We start from the raw sequence: 21,930 nt of genomic DNA, 5'->3' as shown, positions 1-21,930 counted from the left end.
GGACCGCAATGCGGTCCGGGAATTCTGGGAATCCCGGAGGCAAGTGTGCCTCCGGCTAAGGGGTTTTGTCTTCCTCTTGGTTCAATCGCTCTTCGAGGCGGTCGAGCCGCGTGGAAATTTGCTGCAGATAGCTGATGATAATCGCATGGGTGTACTGCGCATCAATCCCCACCGGCGAGTCAGCCAAGCTGATGTGCTCAATGACCGCGGCCAAATCAGACTTGGACTGGGTTAGGGGATCGGTGGGCATGGCGTTCAATCTTGCTCAATAGTCAGAGTCTTTGAGCGGTTCGCTCATGAATATCATCTGCATATTGTCTGCTGGAACGTCCAACGCCTGCGCTTTGGCTCCATTCGGAGTCATCAGCTGCTGATAGACGCGATACTCGATATCTTGGCTAATTCCTTTAGCAGCACCACCAGCGAAGGCGACATTGAAAACTTCGGGATGGGCACTTGCAGGTCGCGCATAACCTGGACCTTCCTCTCCATAATACTGGGGGGTTAATGGGTCACGATTAAAACGGGCTTGGGTCGTCGGATTAAATGGCTCGCTACTGTCGTAGACCCAAACCATTCCGAATCGCTGTTCATCGTTAGCATCGCTACCATTAAGAGGGTGCATGTAACCCAGCCATGTGTTCTTTCGAGAGTATCCCAAAGCATCCTCATCCTTATGAATGTTCTCTGATAGCAACAGTGTCGTTCCCGCCCCATCCTTGATATCCGCTCCGTAGCGTACTGTCGGACCCTTGCGGCCTGGACGTAAGTCGTGCATGAGGCCATTTTCTTTTACGTCACTCGGATAGGGTCTTGGCTCGATATCGACATTTGGAGAAACATCAAAATAACCGGTATTGCCAATGTAAGTTAGACGGGCTAACTCACGATCGGTACCGGCATCGCTAGGACAAAGGAAGATTTCCAGCCGAGGTGGAGCATTGTAGTTAAAGCCCGCTCCGCCGTTGTTTGTAATAAGCTGTTCCCAAAGCCCTTGTTGATCGAGTCGAGGAAGAATCTTGGCTGCCCAAGATATCGCAATATCGTTCCCCTTATCTCTTTGCGAAACAGTATCGATATAGAGATCATTGGAATTACTAGGATCAAGCTTCTGCAATTGCGCCCATCCCGGAAACACTCCCTTACCGTCGGTCGCATAGCTCACCAATCCAGTCCCGAGCTCCTTGAGGTTATTCAAACACTGCCCCTGTCGAGCACGTTCTCTCGCCGCGTTGACTGCTGGGAGCAGGAGGCCGACCAAGGTGCCAATGATGGCGATGACGATCAGAAGTTCCACTAACGTGAAACCGCGACGGACTGGAGTGGTTGTTTTCATGACAAGGCTCTCCTCGAGAAGCGAGTATTCGTGTTCCGGTTTGACAAGGCAGCGATGCCCCGTGAGCGCGCTGGCCTGCACTGCAAATTATCGCCCATATTGGGTGAAAATGCCAGTGTTGGTGGGGAGAGAGTGCCAAAGATTGGCAAAAACTAAGTTAAAATGAGCCTCTTTTCCCTAGCCGTCGGCGGGAGCCGATGGTTTTCTGAGGGGTCAACCGTCGGCCTGGCGCCGACGGCTATTGAGTCAAGAACATCCGACATCCGAACCAAAATAAGCTTTCAGGGTGTTTCTTGTCCAAAGCGAGCTCGGCATTTAGATTAGAAGGGTAGCAGATCCCTCGTTTTTTTCTGTTCCCTCGGCGAGACACTCATGGGCATTAGTTCTTTCTTTAAGTCGATCCTCGATGGGGGAAAGGTCGACATTAGCCGACGCTATGAGATCTTGCGAGACGCAGTCTCGGGGACGATGTCCGATTTTCACATGGCCCGCGACCGCGAGACTGATCAGATCGTCGGCCTCAAGATCCTCGATAAGGTGAAAAACGATCAACTCGAAATGCGATTTCGTGGGCTCGACAAGCCCTCGGAGGGGGAGATCGCCACCTCGTTCGACCATCCCCGCATCGTCAGGACGCTAGGGTATGGATTGACCACCAAGGGCCAACAGTTTCTTGTGATGGAATTCCTCGACGGGCCGGGTCTCAACTCGCTGATCATTGGCCGTAGCAAACTGCTCGATGGCAATCGGTTGACCCTCATGCGGCAGGCAGCCGAGGCGCTGCAGGTGGTTCACGATGCAGGGTATATTCACCGGGACATTTGTCCGCGAAACTTTGTCTGCTCTAAAGATGCTACTTCGCTCAAATTGATCGACTTTGGACTCACCGTGCCGGCTAAAAAAGAATTTCAGCAACCGGGAATTCGCACGGGTACGCCCAACTACATGGCCCCCGAAGTGGTGCGACGCAAAACGACGGACCAGCGCCTCGACATTTTTGCCTTCGGCGTGTCCATGTACGAGATGTTTGCTTTTGAACTTCCCTGGCAGAAAAGCACGGGCGATGGGCTGGCGGCGATGGCTCATGGGCAATCGACGCCAATCCCGTTGGAAAAGCATTTTCCTGGTATTCACCCGGACATTGCAAAGGCGATCGGCCAGTGTCTGGAGGCAGACCCCCAGAAGCGTATGCCATCGATGAAGAACTTCCTCTCAAGCATTTCCAACGTCAAGAATGCTTGGATCGAACAACCGACGAAATAAGAAGAACGGCAGATTAAACGCAGGGAACGCTGAGCCGAATGGCGAATGACTCCAACTGTAGCTGGATTCGCAAGAATTCAGAGGAAGAAATGACAAGCTGGGAAATCTCCGAATTCTTGCGAATCCGGCTACCATTTGGATAAACTGTTAAAACTCATCAAACATTTTTCATACGGAGACACCATGGCAGGGCGGATAATTTTGGCGGCACTTTTCTCGGCGATTGCTATGTTCTTTTGGGGGTTTGTGTATTGGAGTGTCTCGGGAGTGACCTACCAGCTGATGGAGCCACTGCCTGAATCGGCGCAGGCGGATATTGCGGCCGTGTTGCGAAGAGACAAGGTGCCCTCGGGGATGTACGTTTATCCGATGCCACCCAAGACGCCCGATGAAGAGGTGGCGAAGGATTTCGAGGAGCTGCATCTGGCTGGTCCACGATTTCAGATAGCCCATCGGCTTGAGGGGGGAGAGGTGATGGCCCCTAGAACGATGATTTTGGGTTTTGTACATATGTTCGTGGTTGCCCTCGTGGCGGCCTTTCTGACAGCCATGGCCCTGCCAGTCTTGGACAGTTTTGGCAAACGGTTTGTTTTCGTCGCCCTCGTGGCACTGCTAGGTGTCCTGTGGAGCAATCCGGGCGACGTAATTTGGTGGCATCATTCGCCCGTCTATTGCCTGGGTCAGATGGTCTATGGCGGGGTAGGGGGCTTGGTGATGGCAGCATTTATCGCTGGCATCGTGCGGCCTCAACCATCAATTGCCAATGCCCAATGACCAGTAATTCGCTGTGAAATCCAAGCATTGGCCATTGGGGCTTGGCCATTGGGTATTTTGAGTCTATATTGGTCGATTCGCCAATGTTTGCCTGCCTCCGCTTAGCGATGAGGTTGTTCTGGAGTTTTACGATGACGATCGATAAGAGTTTAAAAATCCGTCGGGGGGCGACCTCCAATCGCAGTGTGCTCACCCGCGTGGAGCGTCTGGAAAAGTTGAAGGAAACCGAGCGCTGGTCGGAAGGGGATTCCCCTCTGGGCTTGGCCAAGGTCCGGGTGCGCAAGCTTCAGATGAAGAAGAAAAAGAAGAAGGAAAAAGAAGACGACGCGGAAGCTGCCCCAGCTGCCAAGAAGTAGACGCACGTAGGGTGGGCATCGCCCACCTACATTCCTTTTCCATCCCTGATCGACCTTCGCCGAATTTGTGTGGTGGGCAATGCCCACCCTACGGCAGTTCCCTTAAGACTTGATGATGTCCCGCACGGTATGCCCGCCGGGGATCATTGGCAAGACGTGTTCTTGGTAGGGAACTTCGACGTCGAGCACGTAGGGTCCGTCGTAGGCGATCATTTCTTTCAAAGCCGCTTCGTAGTCGGATTTCTCTTTCACAAAGGCTGCGCCGCAACCGTAGCCCTTAGCGATTTGGACGAAATTTGGATAGCGATCCTTGGGGCCTAAGCCATCTCCTTTGCCGGTAGCTTCTGGGCTGTCGATGGGACCAAGGAAGGTGTGTGCCCGATTGCCCTGCATGAAGCGATCTTCCCACTGCATCACCATGCCCAAGTGCTGGTTGTTCAGGAGGAGGACCTTCACGGGAAGTTTTTCGCAGAAACAAGTGGCAAGCTCCTGGATGTTCATCTGGAAACTGCCATCGCCGTCGATGTCGAACACAAGCCGCCCAGGGTTCGCCGTTTGGGCACCCATCGCCGCGGGGAGACCGAAACCCATTGTTCCGAGGCCACTACTGGAGAGCCAGCGGCGGGGCTTGTCGAACTTGAAGAACTGAGCGGCCCACATTTGGTGCTGACCCACGCCAACAGCAATGATCGGGTCCAACTCGCGAGTAACTTCCCAGAGTTTTTGAATCGCCCACTGCTGTAAAATACCGGGGAATTTCGTGTCAAAGTGGAATGGGTCTTCTTTTTTCCACTTGCGACACTGCGAGACCCAGTCAGAAATATCCTCGGGGGCCTCGACGATTTTGTTGAGTTCAGTGAGAGCAAATTTCACATCGCTACAGACAGGGATATGCGCGGGCTTGTTCTTATTGAGTTCCGAGGCATCGATATCGACATGGATGATCTTGCCGTGCTTGCAGAACTCTTCCACTTTGCCGGTCACGCGGTCATCAAACCGAACGCCCAAAGCGATGAGCAAATCGGCTTCGTCCACCGCATAGTTGGCATACACGCTGCCATGCATGCCAAGCATGTCGAGCGATAAATCGTCGGTGGCAGGATAAACGCCCAGTCCCATCACGGTGGTTGTGATCGGGATGCCCGTCTTCTTGACCAAAGTGCGGAGTTCTTCGCTGGCGTCGGAGAGAACAATACCACCCCCCGCGTAGATGATGGGGCGCTTGGCCAGTTTGATTGCCGCCGCCATCTGGCGAATCTGCTCGGGACGAGCGTGCGGTGAATCAAAGGAGTAGCCTGGCAGGATCATGTCAGCGTCGTAATCGGGAACGCAACTGTCCAGCTGAACATTCTTGGGAACATCAACCAACACGGGTCCGGGCCGACCCGTGGTGGCGATCAAGAAGGCTTCCTTCATCACGCGGGCAACGTCGTTGACGTCAGTCACCAGATAGTGGTGCTTGGTGATTCCACGGCAAACTTCAACAATCGGCGTTTCTTGAAATGCGTCCGTGCCGATTGACTTGGTTGGAACCTGGCCGGTGATCGCAATCAGCGGGATGCTATCGAGCTTGGCATCGGCGATGGCTGTAACAAGGTTCGTGGCGCCAGGCCCACTGGTTGCCATGCAGACTCCCACCTTGCCAGTGCTGCGTGCGATACCCTGGGCAGCGAAGCCACCTCCCTGTTCGTGGCGGGGCAAGATCGTGCGGAGTTTGTCGCTAAACCGGGTCAGTGCCTGATGCAATGGCATGCTGGCTCCTCCGGGATAAGCATAGATGGTCTCCACTCCCAGATTCACCAGCGACTGGATCAGGATGTCTGCTCCGCTAACGAGATCGTTCTTGGAAGTGGATTTTTTCTGTTTTTCAATCGTGGCCACGCCAACACCTCAGTTTGGACAGGAAGGGTTACATTTCGCTGCGGGGGTCCAAATAGCCCGCGCTACTGGGAACCCTATATCATAAAACGACTTGGGATCCGAAACAAGGTTTTCAGACCCTTACTTGCTAGCCGCTGGCGGTTGGACCTCGAAAAAAACCGCAGGCTTCCGCCAGCGGCTATGAAAAAGGCCTATTTTCATTTTTTCTGGCTAGGGCAATAGAGACCCAGTAGGGCCAGCCAGGTTCACACGCCGACCGGATGATCAGCCGCCCACGCGGCGGGGGATGGTGAACGAGTAGAGCGTCACGACAGCTCCTGAGGCGAGCAGGCTCCAGGGTGCCCAATCGGGGGGCACGATTTCGTCTCGGTCGATGAGGCGTCTTTGGCCTTGGGGAGGTTTTTTCAGTACGGCTTTTTCCACCGCGAGGGTCTCAACGCCCAAGAGGCAGGTGTAGGCGCCAAAGGCTAAGAAGAGCGATCGCCACATTGCAAGTGCTCCTATGCAGAGATGGGGGAGGGGGGAGTCGTGCCTGGAATTGCATTAAGAAACATCGTCGCAATCGGGGCAGGCCTCTATGCTGAGCCCAAACCACCCAACGGTGACGGTTATAGGGGTCCTGTAGTCGTATGCTACCAGGGAAACTTGATTACGGTGCGTTTGATTGGAGCTTCTGCTAGACTCGAAGCATGTCTACCGCAGGAAAATCACCATTTCGCCTTCGCTATCGCACGATGGTGCTGCTGTTGGCGTTATTAGTTATCTTTTGGAGCGGTTTTTCCTATTGGTCAGAATACAGTGAGAATGCCGCCCGAGTGGCTCGAGAACGGCTCGCCCCTCCGCTGGGCGTGAGATGCCAAGTGGTATTCAGTGGTGCGGACTTGGGTATCGAAAACATGTCGCCGGCTTTCGGCACGGTGAACGGGGTTGAGAACTTTGTCCTAGGAACGATCATCGACCAAAGCGAACGCTGGATTGTGCTCGCACCCCAGTCGGAAGGTGAAAAGGCGACTGAGAGAATCTGGATTCCTCGTGAGCGCGTCATGCTGATTCGGGTGGAGTAGCCCACTATCTCCCGTGCGTGCTATTCAGAGTTCCCCCTTCCTGCCTCTTCCGCCGCCGGATACAATTTCCCCCACATTACGATGGAAACTGTCGTCGAGGCTGGGGTGGCGGCTGAGCTGCATCCACTGGCCGACCAACTTGAGCAACATCGAGGTTTCGCCGAAGTCCTTGAAAGCCTGTCCGCGGGGCATAGCGGTACGCTTGGCGGAGTCTGGGGGTCGTCGTGCGCGCTCGTGGCCGCGGCGATTGAGCGGCATGCTCCGCAACAGCTGGTCGTAGTTCTGCCGCACACGCGTGACCTCGACTGCTTCTGTGACGATCTCGGCCTGTTTACCTCTGCACGGGTCGATCAGCTACCGGCATGGGAGACCGATGCCGGCGAGCGGGTGCTCAACGACGACATTTACGGACAGCGACTACGGGTACTGAAGTCACTCATTTCGCCAAAAGACAACAACCGCGATCCAACGGATCGCCGGTCTTCCCGGTCCCAGCCCCAAATTGTCGTCACAGCCATCCAGAGTCTTATGCAGCCGGTGCCGAGTGCCGCATCGATTGCCAGTGCGACCCGACGAATCGCCGTGGGGGACACTCTCGACATGGCAGAGCTCACCCACTGGCTAGCGGCCGAAGGGTGTTCAAGTACGACGGCCGTGGAAATGCCGGGGGAGTTCTCGCTGCGGGGGGGGATTCTCGATCTGTTTCCTCCGGACGCAGAGCATCCGATCCGCCTGGAACTGTTTGGCGATGAGGTGGAATCGCTTCGCACGTTTGATGTAGAAACACAGCGCAGTCTCAAATCACTCGACTCGGTCGATGTGACGGTCCTGCAGCCGACCAACGCCAATCGCACTCATTTCACGGCGTATCTACCCTCCAAGAGTTGGTTCTTGTTAGTCGAACCGAGCGAACTGCAGGAGGAAGGCCGTTTCTATCATGAACGGCTCGAGCGACCGGAAGACTTTTTCTCGGTCTCGCTCTCCCTCAGCGAGATCAACAAGTTTCCCTCCGTCACGGCCTCGGGGGTTCCCGCCGGTTCCTATGAGACGACCGCCCACTTGCAGTTCGAATCCATCGAACGTTTCAGCGGAGACGTGCATCGGGTACGTGAAGAACTTGATGCCGTCGCCGCCGAGCATCGTGTGATCGTGGTGACCGAAACCGATGCTGAGGTCGAACGACTTACTGAGTTGTTTTCCGAAACACGACTGATGCGCGAAGGGAAATTACGGTTTGTCCACGGTCACTTGGCCCAGGGATTTCGCTTTGTTGCCGACCAAGTGGTGCTCATTAGTGCGAGCGAGCTATTTCACCGCGAAGAAATCGCACGGCCTGTTCAGCGTCAAACTGGACGGGCAATCGACAGCTTCCTGCAACTCCGCGAAGGGGATCTGGTCGTGCATCTTTCGCACGGCATTGGCCGCTATCGGGGGCTCAAACTGCTGGAAAAAGAGTCAGGTGCCGAGGAGCATCTGGAGGTCGAGTTCCACGGCGGCACGCGGATCTATGTCCCCACGAGCCGCATCGAATTGGTGCAGAAGTATGTGGGTGGCCGACAGGCCAAACCGAAGCTGGCCACGATTGGAGGTCGTTCGTGGATTCGGCAAAAACAGGCCGCCGAGAAGGCGGTTACCGATTTCGCGAGCGAAATGTTGGAGCTGGAAGCGGCCCGCAGTGGTCGCCCGGGGATTGTCTTTCCGGCGGACACGGTCTGGCAAAAGGAATTCGACGCGGCATTCCCTTACCAGGAAACTCCCGACCAACTGACTGCCATAGACGCGATCAAGGGAGACATGCAGATTGCCAAGCCGATGGATCGCCTGCTGTGCGGAGACGTCGGCTTCGGCAAGACCGAGATGGCAATGCGGGCCGCCTTCAAGGCGATCGACGCTGGCTACCAAGTAGCTGTGCTGGTGCCGACGACTGTGCTGGCCGAGCAGCATTGCCGCACGTTTCGACAGCGGATGGCGGAATATCCGTTTGAGATCGCATCCCTCTCGCGCTTCTGCACTGCGAAACAAGCGAGGGAAATTCTTGCCGGCGCTGCCAATGGGAGCATCGATTTGTTGATCGGTACCCATCGATTGGTATCTCCCGACGTGCAGTTTCAAAACCTGGGGCTGGTGATCATCGACGAAGAACAACGTTTCGGCGTGACGGTCAAGGAACGTCTCAAAGCCCTGCGGGCGAGCGTCGATGTGCTCACGATGACCGCCACACCCATTCCGCGCACGCTGCACATGTCGCTGTTGGGGGCACGGAGTATCTCGAATCTGGAAACGGCTCCCAAGGATCGGCTAGCCGTAGAGACGCGGATTGCCCGCTTCGACGAGGGGCTCATTCGCCACGCAATCTTGCGGGAACTGAATCGTGGCGGGCAGGTCTTCTTCGTCCACAACCGAGTTCACGACATCCAGAATCTCGCCAGAAAGCTGCAAGACATCGTCCCCGAGGCGACGATCGGTATCGGTCACGGTCAGATGACAGAGCATGAGCTTGAGGATGCGATGCTTGGTTTTGTAGGTGGCAAATACGACATCCTGCTCGCCACGACGATCATCGAGAGCGGGCTGGACATACCCAATTCCAACACGATTTTTATCGACGATGCCGACCGCTATGGACTGGCCGACCTGCATCAGCTTCGGGGTCGTGTGGGTCGCTATAAGCATCGGGCATATTGTTATTTGCTCGTGGATGAGAATCGCCACCTCTCGCCCGAGGCGGCCCGACGCCTGCGGGCAATCGAAGAATTCAGCCAGATGGGCGCCGGTTTCGCCCTGGCGATGCGCGATCTAGAGATTCGCGGAGCGGGCAACCTGCTGGGGACCCAGCAGAGTGGTCACATCGCTACCGTGGGCTACGAGCTCTATTGTGCCCTGTTGGAAAAGGCGGTCCGTCAGCTCAAGCAGCTTCCGCCGCGTGATTCGGTCGACGTGGTTGTCGATCTGCCGATCGCGGCGTTTTTCCCTCGGCAGTATGTGCCGGACATGCGGACCAAAATCGATCTGTATCGCCGCTTGAGCCGTGTGACCCAACTTGCGGAGGTCGAGGAGTTTCGGGCGGAGCTTGCCGACCGTTTTGGGGCATTGCCTGCTCCGGTGGAGCAGCTAGTCCAGCTAGCACGGATCAGGATTTGGGCCCACCAATGGCAGGTGAATTCCATCCATCTCGAGAGCCCTTATCTGGTGCTCGGTTACCGGGATCAGCGTCAACTGGAGCTCCTGGTCGCCCGTAGTGGAGGTGAGCTGCGCCGGGCCGACGACCAGAGTGCCTATCTTCCCCTGGGTGATCAGATTGATGATCCTTTGCAGATCATGGCAACCCTCGAATCGCTCTTGCAGCGCAGCGAATCTACCCACTAGAATCCCGCCGCTCTTCTCCGGGTGGATTGTGCTCTTTTTGGTGATAGCCTTGGCCTGATGGAGGGGGTATGAGTTCTGAGAAACCATCGCCTCCCGGCGACGGCTATTAATTTGCCCATTGTAAGAGCGAAGCCACTAACTGCACCGCGTAGGATTTCTGCATGAGATATCGCCCCCTCTGTCGACTTGCTCTTTTCGGTGCGCTAGTGGGTGCCGTGGCGGAGTGTGCAGTTGGGCAATCAACGTTTGGTCCTCCGCCGGTACCCAATGCTTCTCCGAGCGCGGTACGGGGTATCTACGATCCGAGCCAAACCAACAATTCACCTGCGAATGTAACTGCTCCCCCCCAGATTCAATCGCAGCCGACCGTCAGAAGCGGCACCGAAGCTGATTTGGCATCTGCCAAGCCGCTCGAAGGGGGGCAGATTGTTGCACGGATCGATGGTCAGATTGTGTTGGCCAGTGATGTGTTGTGGATTGTGAATTTGATTCTTGAGGCCAACGCGCAGCAGATTCCTCCGAATCAGAGGGAAGAAGCCGCACGGGCCATCCTGCGTCAGCAAGTGATGGGGCTGATCGACACGAAAGTGTTGTACGCTGATTTCAGACGCAAAGTGCCGACAGAAAACATGCCCAAGATCGAAGAAAACCTGAACGAGCCGTTCGAGGAGATGGAGATTCCCCGCTTATCCAAAATGCTCGAAGTGTCGGATCGACGCGAGCTTGAAGAAGTATTGCACAACCGTGGCACCTCGCTCGGGGACCTGCGTCGCCAATTCTACGAGCGCACCATAGCCGGAGAGTGGTTGCGGCAAATGGCACCCAAGCCCAAGACGGTGACGCACGAAGAGATGCTCGCCTACTATCAGTCGCATGAAGCGGAGTACGACTTTCCTTCTCAGGCAACTTGGGAAGAGTTGATGATTCGCTTCGATCAGGTTGGCAATGATCGTGCCGTGGCCTGGCGGACGATCACGGAAATGGGCAACGCAGTTTGGCAGCAAGTCATGCAGAACCCCCAAGTTCGTGGGCCTGTGATGGAAGAGATTGCCAAGGCAAAATCACATGGGTTTACGGCGTCCCAAGGTGGGGCACATGATTGGACGACTAAAGGGGCGCTCCGTAGTACCGAAATCGACGAGGCTCTTTTCTCCTTGGAAGTGGGGCAATTGAGTGACGTGATTGAAAGTGAGCTAGGATTTCACATTGTGCGGGTCCTGGAGCGAAAAGAGGCGGGTCGCACACCTTTTACTGAGGCTCAAGCCGACATCCGTGAAACACTCGAAGCCGAATCGAAAAAAGATCTTGTGGGCGTCGAGATGGAAAAACTGCGGAACAAGAGCCGGATTTGGACAATCTTCGACGGAGAATTCCGCGGCTCAGAAATCGCTTCCTTAAAGGGCGGAACCGCGCGGCGCTAAATCTCTTGGGACGCTTCTTGTTCCCTGAAAACGCCCGTCTGGTAGGCAACCGATTGATTGAATGGACTTTCACCGGTAAACTCGCACTTGCGGTTGGCTTGGTCTGGGAAGTCCTCCTTCGAGGCCTTGGATCGGTGTCCCCGCGGCGGAAATCTTACGTTCGCGTCTTTGGGAGTCAGCCTGTGAGTGATGCAGTGTTAAAGGAATCCTCGATGTCTGAGGTCGCTAAACTAACTATCGGCGAGTCCAGCTTGGATCTACCCGTGGTGGTAGGTACCGAGCAAGAGTCCGCTGTGGATATTAGTCAACTCCGCGCCTCGACCGGCGTGATTACGCTCGACGAAGGCTTCGTGAATACGGGTTCTACCAAGAGCGCCGTCACGTTTCTTGATGGTGAGAAGGGCATCCTGCGCTACCGAGGGTATCCAGTCGAGCAACTTGCCAAGGATTGTGATTTCATTGAAGTTGCCTATCTGTTGATTTATGGTGAGCTCCCCTCGGAAGAACAGCTGACGAATTTTCGCAAGAAGTTGCGGCGGCATACGATGCTGCACGAAGACATGCGGCTGTTCTACGATGGCTTTCCCCGCGACGCTCATCCGATGGCGATTCTCAGCAGCGTTGTTGGCGCACTTTCCACGTTCTACCAGGATTCGCTCGACCCCCACGACAAAGCGCAAGTCGATGAATCTATTCTGCGCCTGTTGGCCAAGCTGCCGACCATTGCGGCGTTTGCCTACAAAAAATCCATTGGCCAGCCGTTCGTCTATCCTCGCAACGACCTGACCTACTGCGAGAATTTCTTACAGATGATGTTTTCGGTTCCAACCGAGCCGTATGAAATCGACCCTGATTTCGTGGAAGCCTTGAACCTCTTGTTGATCGTACACGCCGATCACGAACAGAACTGCAGCACCTCAACGGTGCGGATGGTGGGTTCTTCGAATGCGAACATGTTTGCCTCGATATCGGCCGGAATCAGTGCCCTATGGGGACCTTTGCACGGTGGAGCCAATGAGGCTTGTGTCGCCATGCTTGAGCAGATTCGCAAAGATGGCGGCAATGTGAAGAAGTACGTCGACATGGCCAAAGACAAGTCGAGTAGCTTCCGCCTCATGGGTTTTGGGCATCGGGTCTACAAGAACTTCGATCCTCGCGCAACGATTATTCGCGCCTCATGCGAGAAGCTGCTCGCTAAGCGGAATATCGACGATCCGATCTTCGACATCGCCCAGCAGTTGCAAGAGGTGGCGCTCAACGATGAATACTTCATTGAGCGCAAGCTCTATCCCAACGTCGATTTCTACTCGGGCGTCATTTATCGCGCCATCGGCATTCCGGTGCAGATGTTCACGGTGCTGTTTGCCATTGGGCGATTGCCAGGCTGGCTCGCCCATTGGCGGGAGATGCACGAAAGTCCCTCGAAGAGAATTTGCCGTCCCCGACAGATTTACATAGGCCACACCGAACGTGAGTTTGTCCCGCTAGAGAAGCGTTGAAACCGCGTTTCTGTTGCAGCCTTCGCCGGAAGGCGGGGGTTAGCGGCTATTTCAACTCCGCCACGAATCGCTTCAGCTCCGCGTCCAACTGCGTGAAGTCACTGCCAAAGTAACGAGCGAAATCGGCCATGCGCGATCGTGCTGAGTACTTACTGAACGCTTTACGGGCTCCGACTCGTTGTAGGTAGTCGCAGTATTCTTTGGGTCGCGTTTCGCATAAGAAAAACGACAACGCCCAGGCCTCGCAGTAAGCCGACACCGCGGACGTGCGGAACAGCGTATCGGATGAAATCAGCTTCGGCAGCATGTCGGCCGGGCGACTGTCCAGAAAATAGCGAAAGTCGTCGAGGCGGCCATAATTGATACGGTCCCGCTGGGTGTGTGTCGCTCGGGGATCCCACAGTCCGCGTGCCTCAAACATCATTGCCAGTCCCTCGACCAACCAGCGTGGCTGCTCGGCAAATCGGCGATGCACGCCTACGTTGGAGGCCGTTTGATGAGTTGCCTCGTGGATGATCGTGTCGATGCTGGCGGTCCAGTCTTGATCGGATTCCATCCCAGCATCGAAGAGGAAGATGCGATTCGATGAGAGGTCGTAGTGCCCCAATGTCCCAGGCTGGAGTTCCGTGCCCCCCTTGGCGGCATGGGCGTAGTATTCTTGCTTGTTGCGAAACACGACCGCTACCAGGGGTACCTGGGGATCAGCAAGATCAAAACCCCGCACAGCCATGTAATGGGTAAACGAGCGGTAAAACGATTCCATGCGGTCTGCCCACACGCTCCAGACCCCTTTGGGATGCGCCACCACAAAGTGCTGTGAATGGCTCACGTCAAACGAGGAGTCGAACTCCTCTCGCAGCCTGGCCCGCATTTCCATGATCGAGTAGCCGCGAAACATGGTGCCCGTCTTTTTCGAATTCTCGGCGTACTTCGGCGGGAAGGTGTACAACCCTCCGTCGCGGCCCATGATCAGCATCTCGTCTTTGGTCCAGGTGAGCGGTTGCCCCTCGATTTCTTGATTTCCCACATGGGTGAGCATCATGAAGGGAGCTGGCCCTTGAGCGTCGAGCGGTTGCGCTAAATCGCTGGCGAGTAGGCACAGGGCGGCCCCAAGACATTGGTAGACGCATTTCATAGCAAGAAGACCCTTTGCTGAGCGAGAAAAGAGGACTGCAAAAAGTCTAGCTCACACCTTTTTGTGGTGATGCGGGACAGCCCGATTATTCGTTACAATAGAACTACGCTGCACCACTCACTGGCCCCTCTCTGCAAGATTGCCCGATGCGAAAACCATCTCATCAGATTGAATCCGCCAATCCGCTCACATTGATCATTGCAATCGTGGCTTTGTTGGTCCCCACATTTCTCTCCGCAGGCGAGTCTTCAGAAGAGGTCGACGAATATCGTCCCATCGGCGAACCGACCAAACTCACGCTCATCACCGCAGGCACGGATCTCGATGCAGTGTTTGCCGATATCCAACAGCAAACCGGTAACAAGCTCGTCGATTTTCGCGAGCGATTCAATCAAGACATCTCTCAATCGCTCTGGAACTTCAGCCTCAGTGACCGCGAATTTTGGCCCGTCTTAGATAAATTCCTCGATGCAGCCAATTTGGGATTGTACGCAGCATCGGGGGAAGAAGCCCTGGCAGTGGTCAATCGGACTCCCGGATCTGCGCAACGATTTGGTCGCGCTTGTTATGCGGGCCCCTTTCGGATCGAAGCGGCGACTATTACTGCGCGGCGGGCCCTGCGATCTCTCGGAGAAAGTTCAGCGCAGCTCGAAATGGAAATCGCGTGGGAGCCTCGGTTGAACCCGATATCTCTCTCATTGGCCACGGACACCCTTTCCATCCTCGGCGATGATCAAACACCGCTCGATGTAGTCCAGCGCCGGCCGATGCTCGGAGCGGAAGTAATGCCCGGCACCCATTCCGCCGAAATGGTCGTACCGCTCCAGCTTCCTCCCCGGCAAATTCGCGCGATTGATACCATGAAGGGCCAGATCATTGCCTTGGTTCCGGCCGGAAAGACGGAGTTTCGATTCACCGATCTCACGGACGCCGAGGATGTCAAACAGATTTGGGGGGGAGTGAAGGTGGAGCTCGTTGATGTCAAACGAAATCAATCGCTCTGGGAGGTCCGCATGCGGCTGGAAGTCCTAGGCAACGTGCAGGCACTGGATAAACAGCGAAGTTGGGCTTTTCAGAATCTCACTTTCCTGGAAAACCCCGAGGGAGAGGTAATTGACCACGCAGGTTTCGAAACCACCAATCAATCAGAAGGTTCCCTGAGCCTGGCCTATTTCTTCGACCTCCCCGTGGAGAATCTCAAAGGCTACACCTGGGTCTACCGCACCCCCGCCGACATCACCGAAGTGCCGGTAGACTTCGAACTGAGCGACATCCCATTACCCTAGCGCTGCGCAATTCTTGTTAGCCGCGATGCGGAGCGCAGCGCAGCAGAGCGCGTCCTCGGTGGTCAAGGCAAAACGCGCTCTGCTGCGCCAGGGCTCCGCATCGCGGCTAACGAACGTAGGGAGTTACAAAATCCCAGTTTTGTCGGGGTAGCCCCTCCTTCTCGGGATTGAGCTGTACGTATTGGATCGCACGCTCCACCTCTTCTACGGTATCGAGAAACACATCCCACTCGCCCCGGGCGAAGCATTTGGGCGGGGTGGTCTCGCGCTGAAACGGATGCAAGCCCGATTTTGTGAGCTGTCGAGTAGCGGCGCTCTTGAGTTGGACCACCAACCGATGGGCATCGAGTCGATGTTCTATGAACACCAGATGCGCATGGTCCGGTAAGATCGCACAGGCCAAGATCACTAATCCGGAACGAGTCGAGTATTCAGCGAAGCCCTCGGCAACGGCGAGAATCTGTTGTTCATTGAAGCGGACGGGGGATCGCTTCAATACCCTTTTCGTAGCGAGCCGTTGCTCTTGATCGTGCGGTACGGCTGCAACCGAACAGGCCTCGGTCGTTTTCGTAGCTTTGCCACCGTAGCGGAACAAATCCCAGGAGCCAACGAAATCGGACCAACTTCCACGCGGATCGTTGGGTAGCCAGAACCCGTAAACACCAAACACAACATGATGAGCGATCATGACAATTCCCTCCCAGATAAGTTTCGTTAGCCGCGATGCGGAGCGCAGCAGAGCGCGTTTTGCCGTGACCACCGGGGACGCGCTCTGCTGCGCTGGCGCTCCGCATCGCGGCTAACAGATTAGGGAAATAGTGTACTGATGTCAACTATATCCACGCCTTCGGTGCTCATCTCGTCGATCCAGGGGCGGATGCTTAGGGGGTCGCTGGGGTCCATTTCGAGCATGTGCTGGACGACTTCTACTGCCAGCGGGGTCTTTTGCAGATTGTGTAAACACCAGGCCAGGCCGCGGCCGCAATCGTAGAAGATGCGGTTGGCGGGGTGCAAGGCGGCGACGGGGGTTGGCTTGCCCGAGCGGCGCCAGGCTTGCAGACCCAATTGATAGCCGGCGCCGAAATGGCCGCGGCCCAGGTCAACATCGTTGTTCACTTCGACGGCCAATTTGCCGAGCAAGAAATGGGCGGCGAGCATCTCGCTGCACATGCCCAGCAACCAGCGAAGTTCGTCCACGGCGACGTCAGTTTCCCCCGCCTCGATGATCTCGCGGACTTCCTCCAGGTCCTCTGCACATTCCCGAACTTCAGCCGGGTGAGAAAAAATCCAGGCATTGCCACTCTGCGATCGCACCAGTGAAAGCTTGTCTTTAGGAGGCCGGCGGCGCTGGGGGTGTTTGGCCACGTGATTGCTACCCTACTTGGCGTCGGCCAGCAATTTGCCGAGGTTGTAGATCTCGTCGGCGTCGAGAATACGCGTATTCGACTCAAAGAGTTGGCGAATCGCTGCTCGGTGGATTTTCATTTTCAAACCGCCAACTGCCAGGGCACCGTAGCAGATGCGGCCATCGTGATCGACTGCTTTGTCGGTCGGAGCGATGCCCGTGATTCCCGAAGGAGGAACGGCATTGAGATCGATGGCCATCTGCAGTGTCTTGGCAGCTTGAAAGTCAGGCGTGTCGAGCATGTTGATTCCCGCTGCCCCTGAGGAGATCAACAAATGCACGCCGTCCAAGAGGTCGGACATCTCGCTATCGGTCGTGCTGCGGGGGGCAACCCGGGCTCCGGGCACCGCGGCGGTGATCCGATGGCAGACAGCCTCGGCGTGGGTCTTGCGCCGCGAAGCCACGCGGACGTCCACCCCTTCGCGGGCTAGCATTCTCACAACCCTTTGCCCCACGGAACCGGTGCCTCCCAATACAAGAGCGTTGATCTCGGGGCCTAAGGGCAAATGGCGACCGGCACAAACCACAGCGGCAGCGGCGGTCGTGTTGGAGCCGTTGCTGTCGAGCATTACCGACACCCGCACCTTGCCGAAGAAGGCATGCTTGGCGGCTTGCAGGAGTTGCTCGCCGGCGACCACGTCGGAACCACCGATCACCGCTGCCGCGTGGTGGAGCTGATCGCTGGGGCGGGTGAACATGAGCCCGTGGATAAGGTTCTTCACATCGGCAGGCGTTACGCCTCCATGGCGCAGCAACCGATCCGCCCCGGCATCCAGCGCGACGACACTGTCGAACACGCTGGGCTGGGGGTCGGTGTCCAGACAAAGCAGGATTTTTGCTAGTGCCATACGAACATCCAAAAAGGGGACATGCTACTTTTTCGGCGAAGGCTTCCTAAGGGGACAAGCTAATTCTCTGAAAAAGTAGCATGTCCCCTTTTTTATCACTATGCTTCTCTAAAACCCGCGGAACGGATGGGCAGCGTCGTCTTTGCCGGCCAGCATTTCGTCCACGCTCGGCTTGTTTTCCATCGCATTCTTGACGGCCATCTTGGTGGCGTCGTAGTTGTACTCGTAGATCTTCTTGTCGTCGGCCGCTTCCGGGTGAATGAACACGCCGCAGACACAAACGAGATCTTCGGCATCCCCCTTCTTGATCACGCCATCGGCAACGCTGTCGGCAACTGCCTTTGCGACCGCAGCTTGGGCAGGGCCAAACATCTGTACGGCTTGACGCATTCCCTTGATCGTCACCTTGGTGATCATCACGGTGGCTGGCTTGACGGCCAGGTTGGGGGTCAGCACGGCCAGCAGGTTGCTGTGACCTTCGCTCTGACGCGCGAGGGCATTGGCAAACGCCGTACCTACGGGGCCATCCTTCGAGCCGATCATGAGATCGATATGGGCAATCTCGTTACCATCGCCGGACAAAGCCTCACCAATAAACATCGACATGAAAATTCTCCTAAAATAATATTGAACGGGGAAAGTTTACCAGGAAAAAACATTGTCGAGTGGTAGCGGCCTCCCTTGAATGGGGAAAAACCGCGGGTACAGCACGGCGAAGTGAATTCGCACTTCGCGCGGGTGACACCAGTCCGCTCAGTTGTTGCTCAGAGCGTCAACATACCATTGAGCAGTAATGGGGTTCAACTGGCCCCTGGGGAGGGAATGACCAAGGAGCAATGTCCAAGGAGAAAGAGATTTGTGCCTATTATGGGTCATTGGACATTTCCATATTTTGCATCACCACACGAAGTTTGCCCCACTTCGCGGGTTTTTCCGGTTCTGAGGCGTGCTTCTCGCTATTTTGACCCCGAAGAATGCTGGACAAGTGGCCCGAATCTTGCGACAATTTAGATGCTAGTCGGCCGATGCGGGAACAGAGAGCATTTTTAGCATCACGTCGGTAGCCGTTGCTTGCGACGGTGCGGGATCATTGACCGCGATGGATGGCTAGCTGGGCAAAACTCTTCCACACGAATCCCATTAACTGGGTTTGGAGAATTAAGAGATGAGGCATTCCATTAATCGCCGTTTTCATTCTGGTTTTACATTGGTCGAACTCCTGGTGGTGATCGCCATCATCGGCACGCTCGTGGGGCTATTGTTGCCCGCCGTGCAATCGGCGCGTGAAGCGGCGCGTAGCAATACATGCAAGAACAACATCAAGCAGCTCTCGACAGCGATGCAGACCCGGGATACTTCACTGCAAACATTTCCTGGATACATAAATGCTATGGGGATCAAGATTCCTGGAGCAGGTGGGATCAATCAGAGTGAGAACATGGCTCGTGCCAGTTGGCTTGTGACTTTGTTTCCATATCTTGAGCAGAATCAGTTATTTGAGGGGTATAGCGGGGGCGTAGTCCCAACTTTCTTGCCGCAATTGGAGATGCTTGTCTGCCCTAGTAACCCTCCTGCAATTCAGAACGAACCGAACCTCTCATACGTAGGCAATTCGGGATATCTTTATGCCTGGGATTTTGCCCAGGAGAACCCAGCGGACGGGGTCTTCACGGATCATACCCGGAACTTTGAAGCACCACAGGCGTCTTGGAGCAACAGCACTACTGAAGATGCGCGAGATACCGCTGGTTCTCCGCTCGTTTCAATGTCGATGGCCTATATCCAGAGCAAGGGTGATGGAACGAGTAAGACATTGTTGTTCTCAGAGAGCTTGTCTTCGCTTTATTACTCCTATCCATCGCCTAATGCTAATCCCGCTTCAAGCGCGAGTGGAGACTACAATCAAACCCCAGATCGGAACTTTCATTTTGGTTTCTGCTGGGTGCAACCTGCTGACGTAAATACAGATAACACTTTGAGGATCAACGGGAGCAAGGAGATACCAGATTACGTCACATTTTCCGATATGAATACTGAAGTGGGGACTATGGCGCAAGCACCTGCATCAGGGGCTGTTCCGGAACCACGTCCTGGAATTGCTTCAAGCTTCCATCCAGGTGGTGTGAATTGTGCTTTCGTTGGATCGCAAGTGACATTTATCAGCGATCAGATCGATCCTTTCGTTTTTGCACAATTGATGACTTCGAATCATAAGAAGTCGGGTCTTACTGGAGATGCAACGAGTCCCGAGCCATCTGACGGTGCCTTCTGATTCGTCTCCGAACTCCATAAAATACTAATGGGGTGCCTCACGGCATCCCGTTTTCATTAGGGCGTGAGAATTTAGCGCACACAATCTCCTTAATAGCCTTCGCCGGAAGGCGATGGTTAGTCGCTGCAAGAGAGTAAGCCGCGCCTGCCGGCGGGGGCTACGAAGGTGAAGCGGCTTGCGTCAGCCGGTTTTCTTTTTGCGCACTTGCGAAAAGTGTTCCCGCGGGAGAATCATTGTCGTGGTGCGGAAGCCGAACTTGTCGCCCACTTTGACTGCTTCCCCTTCGGCAACCTGCTGATTGCCGACAAAGAGTTGCAGCACTTCATCGCACGGTTTCTCGAACTTGATGATCGTGCCGGGAGCCATCTCCACGACGTCCATCAGATTCTCTTTCTTGCTAGCTAATATCACACGCACCGGCACCGAGATCTTGAGTAGGCTACGCGTGTAGCTAGGAAGATCCGCAAAGCTCGGCGCCGCTGGCGACGAAGCGCCAGTCGCCTCAGGAGCAGCTTCGTCAGCAGGTTTTGAGTTGGGATCACTCATAGGAAAAGGATCGCAGCAAGCTGTGCAGGGGCCCTCTGCGAGCGCATCACCGGCGCAGGCAGTTACCCCGTATTTATCGACCAAACGGCCGTTAATCTTTGCCCAGACTGTCTCGCTAGCGAGCCGGGTCGTCCTCGACCCCGACCAGAATTGCCTGTTTCACTCGTTTGCCATCGCCTATAATGAGCCATTAGCGGTTAGCTATTAGCTGTTAGCCAGAAAAAGGCACGAATCGCAGTTTTCCGGCCAATAGCTAACTGCTAATAGCTAAAGGCCTTCCCCCACCGCTAGCACTTCGGATTATCCCATGACTGCCACGCTCGACACGCCGAAATTCGAATTGAAGCCTTACAAGTCGCTCTCGAACGAAGAGCTGCAATCACGCATCCAGAAGGTGCGAGACGAGATGGGGTCGAAGCTGCTGATCCTCGGCCACCACTATCAGCAGGACGAAGTGGTCGCTCAAGCTGATCTGCTGGGTGACAGCTATCAACTGAGCCAGATGGCTGCTAACTCCAGCGATTGCCGCGTGATCGCTTTCTGTGGCGTGCATTTCATGGCTGAGACGGCCGACATCCTGGCCAATCGCCCCGAGAAGCTTGAGGAGCGCGCTGGCCAGCGCGTTCAAGTGATTCTGCCCGACATGGCCGCCGGTTGCTCGATGGCCGACATGGCCGCGATTGACCAGATCGAAGACGCCTGGGATCAACTAGGCGAAGTGCTCGACACCGAAGACATCACGCCGGTCACGTACATCAACTCGGCCGCGAGCCTGAAGGCCTTTGTGGGCCGGCACGGTGGGATCGTCTGTACGTCGTCCAATGCCCAGGCAGCGATTGAGTGGGCGTTTGCCCGCAGGTCGCGCGTAATGTTTTTCCCCGATCAACATCTGGGCCGAAACACGGCCATGGGGATGGGCATCACTCTCGACAAGATGCCCGTCTGGGATCCGTTCGCCGAAGAACTTGGTGGCAACACGGCCGAGGCTCTCGAGCAGAGCAAGGTGATTCTCTGGAAGGGGCACTGCAGCGTGCATCAAGTATTTCGCCCCGAGCACGTGGATCTGTTTCGCAAGCAGCACCCGGGGATCAAGATTCTGGTGCATCCCGAATGTCCACGCGAGGTGTTTGAGTTGGCCGACGAGTATGGCTCGACCGGCAAGATCATCCGCACCGTCGAGGCAGCCCCCCCCGGCACCAAGTGGGCCATCGGCACGGAGCTGCACTTGGTGAACCGCCTCAAGCAGGAGCACCCCGAGCAAGAGGTTCATTTCCTGTCGCCGGTGGTGTGCATGTGTGCAACGATGTATCGCATTGACCTGGCGCACCTCTGTTGGAGCCTGGAAAACATGCTGGCGGGAACCCCGGTGAACATCATCGATGTTGATGAAGAGACGGCGCGCTGGTCACTCGTGGCACTGGAGCGGATGTTGGAGGTGAATTGAAGGACCCCGGCGATGCGTTGCATCGCGGCTATAT

The 21,930-nt window shown here is 55.7% G+C and carries 20 protein-coding genes; 10 read left to right on the top strand and 10 right to left on the bottom strand.

Translation table 11 applies throughout. The features are described from left to right. Positions 1 to 55: 55 nt before the first annotated feature. Both Pr1d_RS24870 and Pr1d_RS24865 read right to left on the bottom strand, forming a co-directional pair. Complete coding sequence (locus tag Pr1d_RS24870; RefSeq protein WP_148076053.1) at positions 56 to 250, bottom strand: hypothetical protein; 195 nt, start codon at positions 248 to 250, stop codon at positions 56 to 58. Between the two features lie 15 nt (positions 251 to 265). Next, a complete protein-coding gene (locus Pr1d_RS24865; protein ID WP_148076530.1) occupies positions 266 to 1,336 on the bottom strand; it encodes a DUF1559 family PulG-like putative transporter in 1,071 nt (356 codons plus the stop codon). A 372-nt stretch (positions 1,337 to 1,708) separates the two neighbouring features. Between Pr1d_RS24865 and Pr1d_RS24860 the strand changes: the two genes are divergently transcribed. From Pr1d_RS24860 to Pr1d_RS24850, 3 genes are all read left to right on the top strand, one after another. After that, complete coding sequence (locus Pr1d_RS24860; RefSeq protein WP_148076052.1) at positions 1,709 to 2,599, top strand: serine/threonine protein kinase; 891 nt, start codon at positions 1,709 to 1,711, stop codon at positions 2,597 to 2,599. Positions 2,600 to 2,782: 183 nt separating this feature from the next. Then, positions 2,783 to 3,373, top strand: coding sequence for a hypothetical protein (locus tag Pr1d_RS24855; RefSeq protein WP_148076051.1), 591 nt, complete (start codon positions 2,783 to 2,785; stop codon positions 3,371 to 3,373). 131 nt (positions 3,374 to 3,504) lie between these two features. Next, positions 3,505 to 3,729, top strand: coding sequence for a small basic protein (locus tag Pr1d_RS24850; protein WP_148076050.1), 225 nt, complete (start codon positions 3,505 to 3,507; stop codon positions 3,727 to 3,729). 102 nt (positions 3,730 to 3,831) lie between these two features. Here Pr1d_RS24850 and ilvB read toward each other — a convergent pair whose 3' ends face one another. Continuing rightward, positions 3,832 to 5,610: a biosynthetic-type acetolactate synthase large subunit gene (gene ilvB / locus Pr1d_RS24845; RefSeq protein ID WP_238476590.1), complete on the bottom strand. Its 1,779-nt coding sequence runs from the start codon at positions 5,608 to 5,610 to the stop codon at positions 3,832 to 3,834. Between the two features lie 264 nt (positions 5,611 to 5,874). Next, complete coding sequence (locus Pr1d_RS24840; protein ID WP_148076049.1) at positions 5,875 to 6,099, bottom strand: hypothetical protein; 225 nt, start codon at positions 6,097 to 6,099, stop codon at positions 5,875 to 5,877. Positions 6,100 to 6,299: 200 nt separating this feature from the next. Between Pr1d_RS24840 and Pr1d_RS24835 the strand changes: the two genes are divergently transcribed. The 4 genes from Pr1d_RS24835 (at position 6,300) to Pr1d_RS24820 (ending at position 12,960) form a co-directional block, all read left to right on the top strand. Next, a complete protein-coding gene (locus tag Pr1d_RS24835) occupies positions 6,300 to 6,674 on the top strand; it encodes a hypothetical protein (protein WP_148076048.1) in 375 nt (124 codons plus the stop codon). 81 nt (positions 6,675 to 6,755) lie between these two features. Beyond that, entirely contained in the window at positions 6,756 to 10,040 is a 3,285-nt protein-coding gene (gene mfd, locus Pr1d_RS24830; protein WP_148076047.1) for a transcription-repair coupling factor, read from the top strand. 161 nt (positions 10,041 to 10,201) lie between these two features. After that, a complete protein-coding gene (locus Pr1d_RS24825; protein ID WP_148076046.1) occupies positions 10,202 to 11,461 on the top strand; it encodes a peptidylprolyl isomerase in 1,260 nt (419 codons plus the stop codon). Positions 11,462 to 11,673: 212 nt separating this feature from the next. Continuing rightward, entirely contained in the window at positions 11,674 to 12,960 is a 1,287-nt protein-coding gene (locus Pr1d_RS24820) for a citrate synthase (RefSeq protein WP_148076045.1), read from the top strand. A 46-nt stretch (positions 12,961 to 13,006) separates the two neighbouring features. Here Pr1d_RS24820 and Pr1d_RS24815 read toward each other — a convergent pair whose 3' ends face one another. Beyond that, positions 13,007 to 14,095: a DUF1570 domain-containing protein gene (locus tag Pr1d_RS24815; RefSeq protein ID WP_148076044.1), complete on the bottom strand. Its 1,089-nt coding sequence runs from the start codon at positions 14,093 to 14,095 to the stop codon at positions 13,007 to 13,009. A gap of 146 nt (positions 14,096 to 14,241) precedes the next feature. Between Pr1d_RS24815 and Pr1d_RS24810 the strand changes: the two genes are divergently transcribed. After that, positions 14,242 to 15,381 carry a hypothetical protein gene (locus tag Pr1d_RS24810; protein ID WP_148076043.1) on the top strand — a complete coding sequence of 380 codons (1,140 nt, stop codon included), beginning with the start codon at positions 14,242 to 14,244 and terminating at the stop codon, positions 15,379 to 15,381. A gap of 106 nt (positions 15,382 to 15,487) precedes the next feature. Here the strand turns inward: Pr1d_RS24810 and Pr1d_RS24805 are convergent, their stop codons facing one another. From Pr1d_RS24805 to fae, 4 genes are all read right to left on the bottom strand, one after another. Further along, the gene (locus Pr1d_RS24805; protein WP_148076042.1) at positions 15,488 to 16,069 is read right to left on the bottom strand and encodes a transposase; all 582 of its coding nucleotides are present in this window, start codon (positions 16,067 to 16,069) and stop codon (positions 15,488 to 15,490) included. 119 nt (positions 16,070 to 16,188) lie between these two features. Then, on the bottom strand, positions 16,189 to 16,746 hold the full coding sequence (locus Pr1d_RS24800) for a hypothetical protein (protein WP_148076041.1): 558 nt from the start codon (positions 16,744 to 16,746) through the stop codon (positions 16,189 to 16,191). Positions 16,747 to 16,758: 12 nt separating this feature from the next. After that, positions 16,759 to 17,634: a methylene-tetrahydromethanopterin dehydrogenase N-terminal domain-containing protein gene (locus tag Pr1d_RS24795; RefSeq protein ID WP_148076040.1), complete on the bottom strand. Its 876-nt coding sequence runs from the start codon at positions 17,632 to 17,634 to the stop codon at positions 16,759 to 16,761. A 108-nt stretch (positions 17,635 to 17,742) separates the two neighbouring features. Next, positions 17,743 to 18,240: a formaldehyde-activating enzyme gene (fae, locus tag Pr1d_RS24790; RefSeq protein WP_148076039.1), complete on the bottom strand. Its 498-nt coding sequence runs from the start codon at positions 18,238 to 18,240 to the stop codon at positions 17,743 to 17,745. Between the two features lie 559 nt (positions 18,241 to 18,799). Between fae and Pr1d_RS24785 the strand changes: the two genes are divergently transcribed. Then, entirely contained in the window at positions 18,800 to 19,906 is a 1,107-nt protein-coding gene (locus Pr1d_RS24785) for a DUF1559 family PulG-like putative transporter (RefSeq protein ID WP_148076038.1), read from the top strand. A 180-nt stretch (positions 19,907 to 20,086) separates the two neighbouring features. Here Pr1d_RS24785 and Pr1d_RS24780 read toward each other — a convergent pair whose 3' ends face one another. After that, on the bottom strand, positions 20,087 to 20,452 hold the full coding sequence (locus Pr1d_RS24780; RefSeq protein WP_148076037.1) for a FliM/FliN family flagellar motor C-terminal domain-containing protein: 366 nt from the start codon (positions 20,450 to 20,452) through the stop codon (positions 20,087 to 20,089). A 307-nt stretch (positions 20,453 to 20,759) separates the two neighbouring features. On the opposite strand from Pr1d_RS24780, the gene nadA reads away from it, so the two are divergent. Further along, positions 20,760 to 21,896: a quinolinate synthase NadA gene (gene nadA / locus Pr1d_RS24775; protein WP_148076036.1), complete on the top strand. Its 1,137-nt coding sequence runs from the start codon at positions 20,760 to 20,762 to the stop codon at positions 21,894 to 21,896. Positions 21,897 to 21,930: the final 34 nt, after the last annotated feature.

Source organism: Bythopirellula goksoeyrii, assembly GCF_008065115.1.
GTDB classification, from domain to species: domain Bacteria; phylum Planctomycetota; class Planctomycetia; order Pirellulales; family Lacipirellulaceae; genus Bythopirellula; species Bythopirellula goksoeyrii.
This window is presented reverse-complemented; position numbering and strand designations above follow the sequence as displayed.

Coding starts and splice junctions, on each gene's coding strand:
- Pr1d_RS24870 (WP_148076053.1), bottom strand. CDS start 250: ATGCCCACCGATCCCCTAACCCAGTCCAAGTCTGATTTGGCCGCGGTC.
- Pr1d_RS24865 (WP_148076530.1), bottom strand. CDS start 1,336: ATGAAAACAACCACTCCAGTCCGTCGCGGTTTCACGTTAGTGGAACTT.
- Pr1d_RS24860 (WP_148076052.1), top strand. CDS start 1,709: ATGGGCATTAGTTCTTTCTTTAAGTCGATCCTCGATGGGGGAAAGGTC.
- Pr1d_RS24855 (WP_148076051.1), top strand. CDS start 2,783: ATGGCAGGGCGGATAATTTTGGCGGCACTTTTCTCGGCGATTGCTATG.
- Pr1d_RS24850 (WP_148076050.1), top strand. CDS start 3,505: ATGACGATCGATAAGAGTTTAAAAATCCGTCGGGGGGCGACCTCCAAT.
- Pr1d_RS24840 (WP_148076049.1), bottom strand. CDS start 6,099: ATGTGGCGATCGCTCTTCTTAGCCTTTGGCGCCTACACCTGCCTCTTG.
- Pr1d_RS24835 (WP_148076048.1), top strand. CDS start 6,300: ATGTCTACCGCAGGAAAATCACCATTTCGCCTTCGCTATCGCACGATG.
- mfd (WP_148076047.1), top strand. CDS start 6,756: ATGGAAACTGTCGTCGAGGCTGGGGTGGCGGCTGAGCTGCATCCACTG.
- Pr1d_RS24825 (WP_148076046.1), top strand. CDS start 10,202: ATGAGATATCGCCCCCTCTGTCGACTTGCTCTTTTCGGTGCGCTAGTG.
- Pr1d_RS24820 (WP_148076045.1), top strand. CDS start 11,674: ATGTCTGAGGTCGCTAAACTAACTATCGGCGAGTCCAGCTTGGATCTA.
- Pr1d_RS24815 (WP_148076044.1), bottom strand. CDS start 14,095: ATGAAATGCGTCTACCAATGTCTTGGGGCCGCCCTGTGCCTACTCGCC.
- Pr1d_RS24810 (WP_148076043.1), top strand. CDS start 14,242: ATGCGAAAACCATCTCATCAGATTGAATCCGCCAATCCGCTCACATTG.
- Pr1d_RS24805 (WP_148076042.1), bottom strand. CDS start 16,069: ATGATCGCTCATCATGTTGTGTTTGGTGTTTACGGGTTCTGGCTACCC.
- Pr1d_RS24795 (WP_148076040.1), bottom strand. CDS start 17,634: ATGGCACTAGCAAAAATCCTGCTTTGTCTGGACACCGACCCCCAGCCC.
- fae (WP_148076039.1), bottom strand. CDS start 18,240: ATGTCGATGTTTATTGGTGAGGCTTTGTCCGGCGATGGTAACGAGATT.
- Pr1d_RS24785 (WP_148076038.1), top strand. CDS start 18,800: ATGAGGCATTCCATTAATCGCCGTTTTCATTCTGGTTTTACATTGGTC.
- Pr1d_RS24780 (WP_148076037.1), bottom strand. CDS start 20,452: ATGAGTGATCCCAACTCAAAACCTGCTGACGAAGCTGCTCCTGAGGCG.
- nadA (WP_148076036.1), top strand. CDS start 20,760: ATGACTGCCACGCTCGACACGCCGAAATTCGAATTGAAGCCTTACAAG.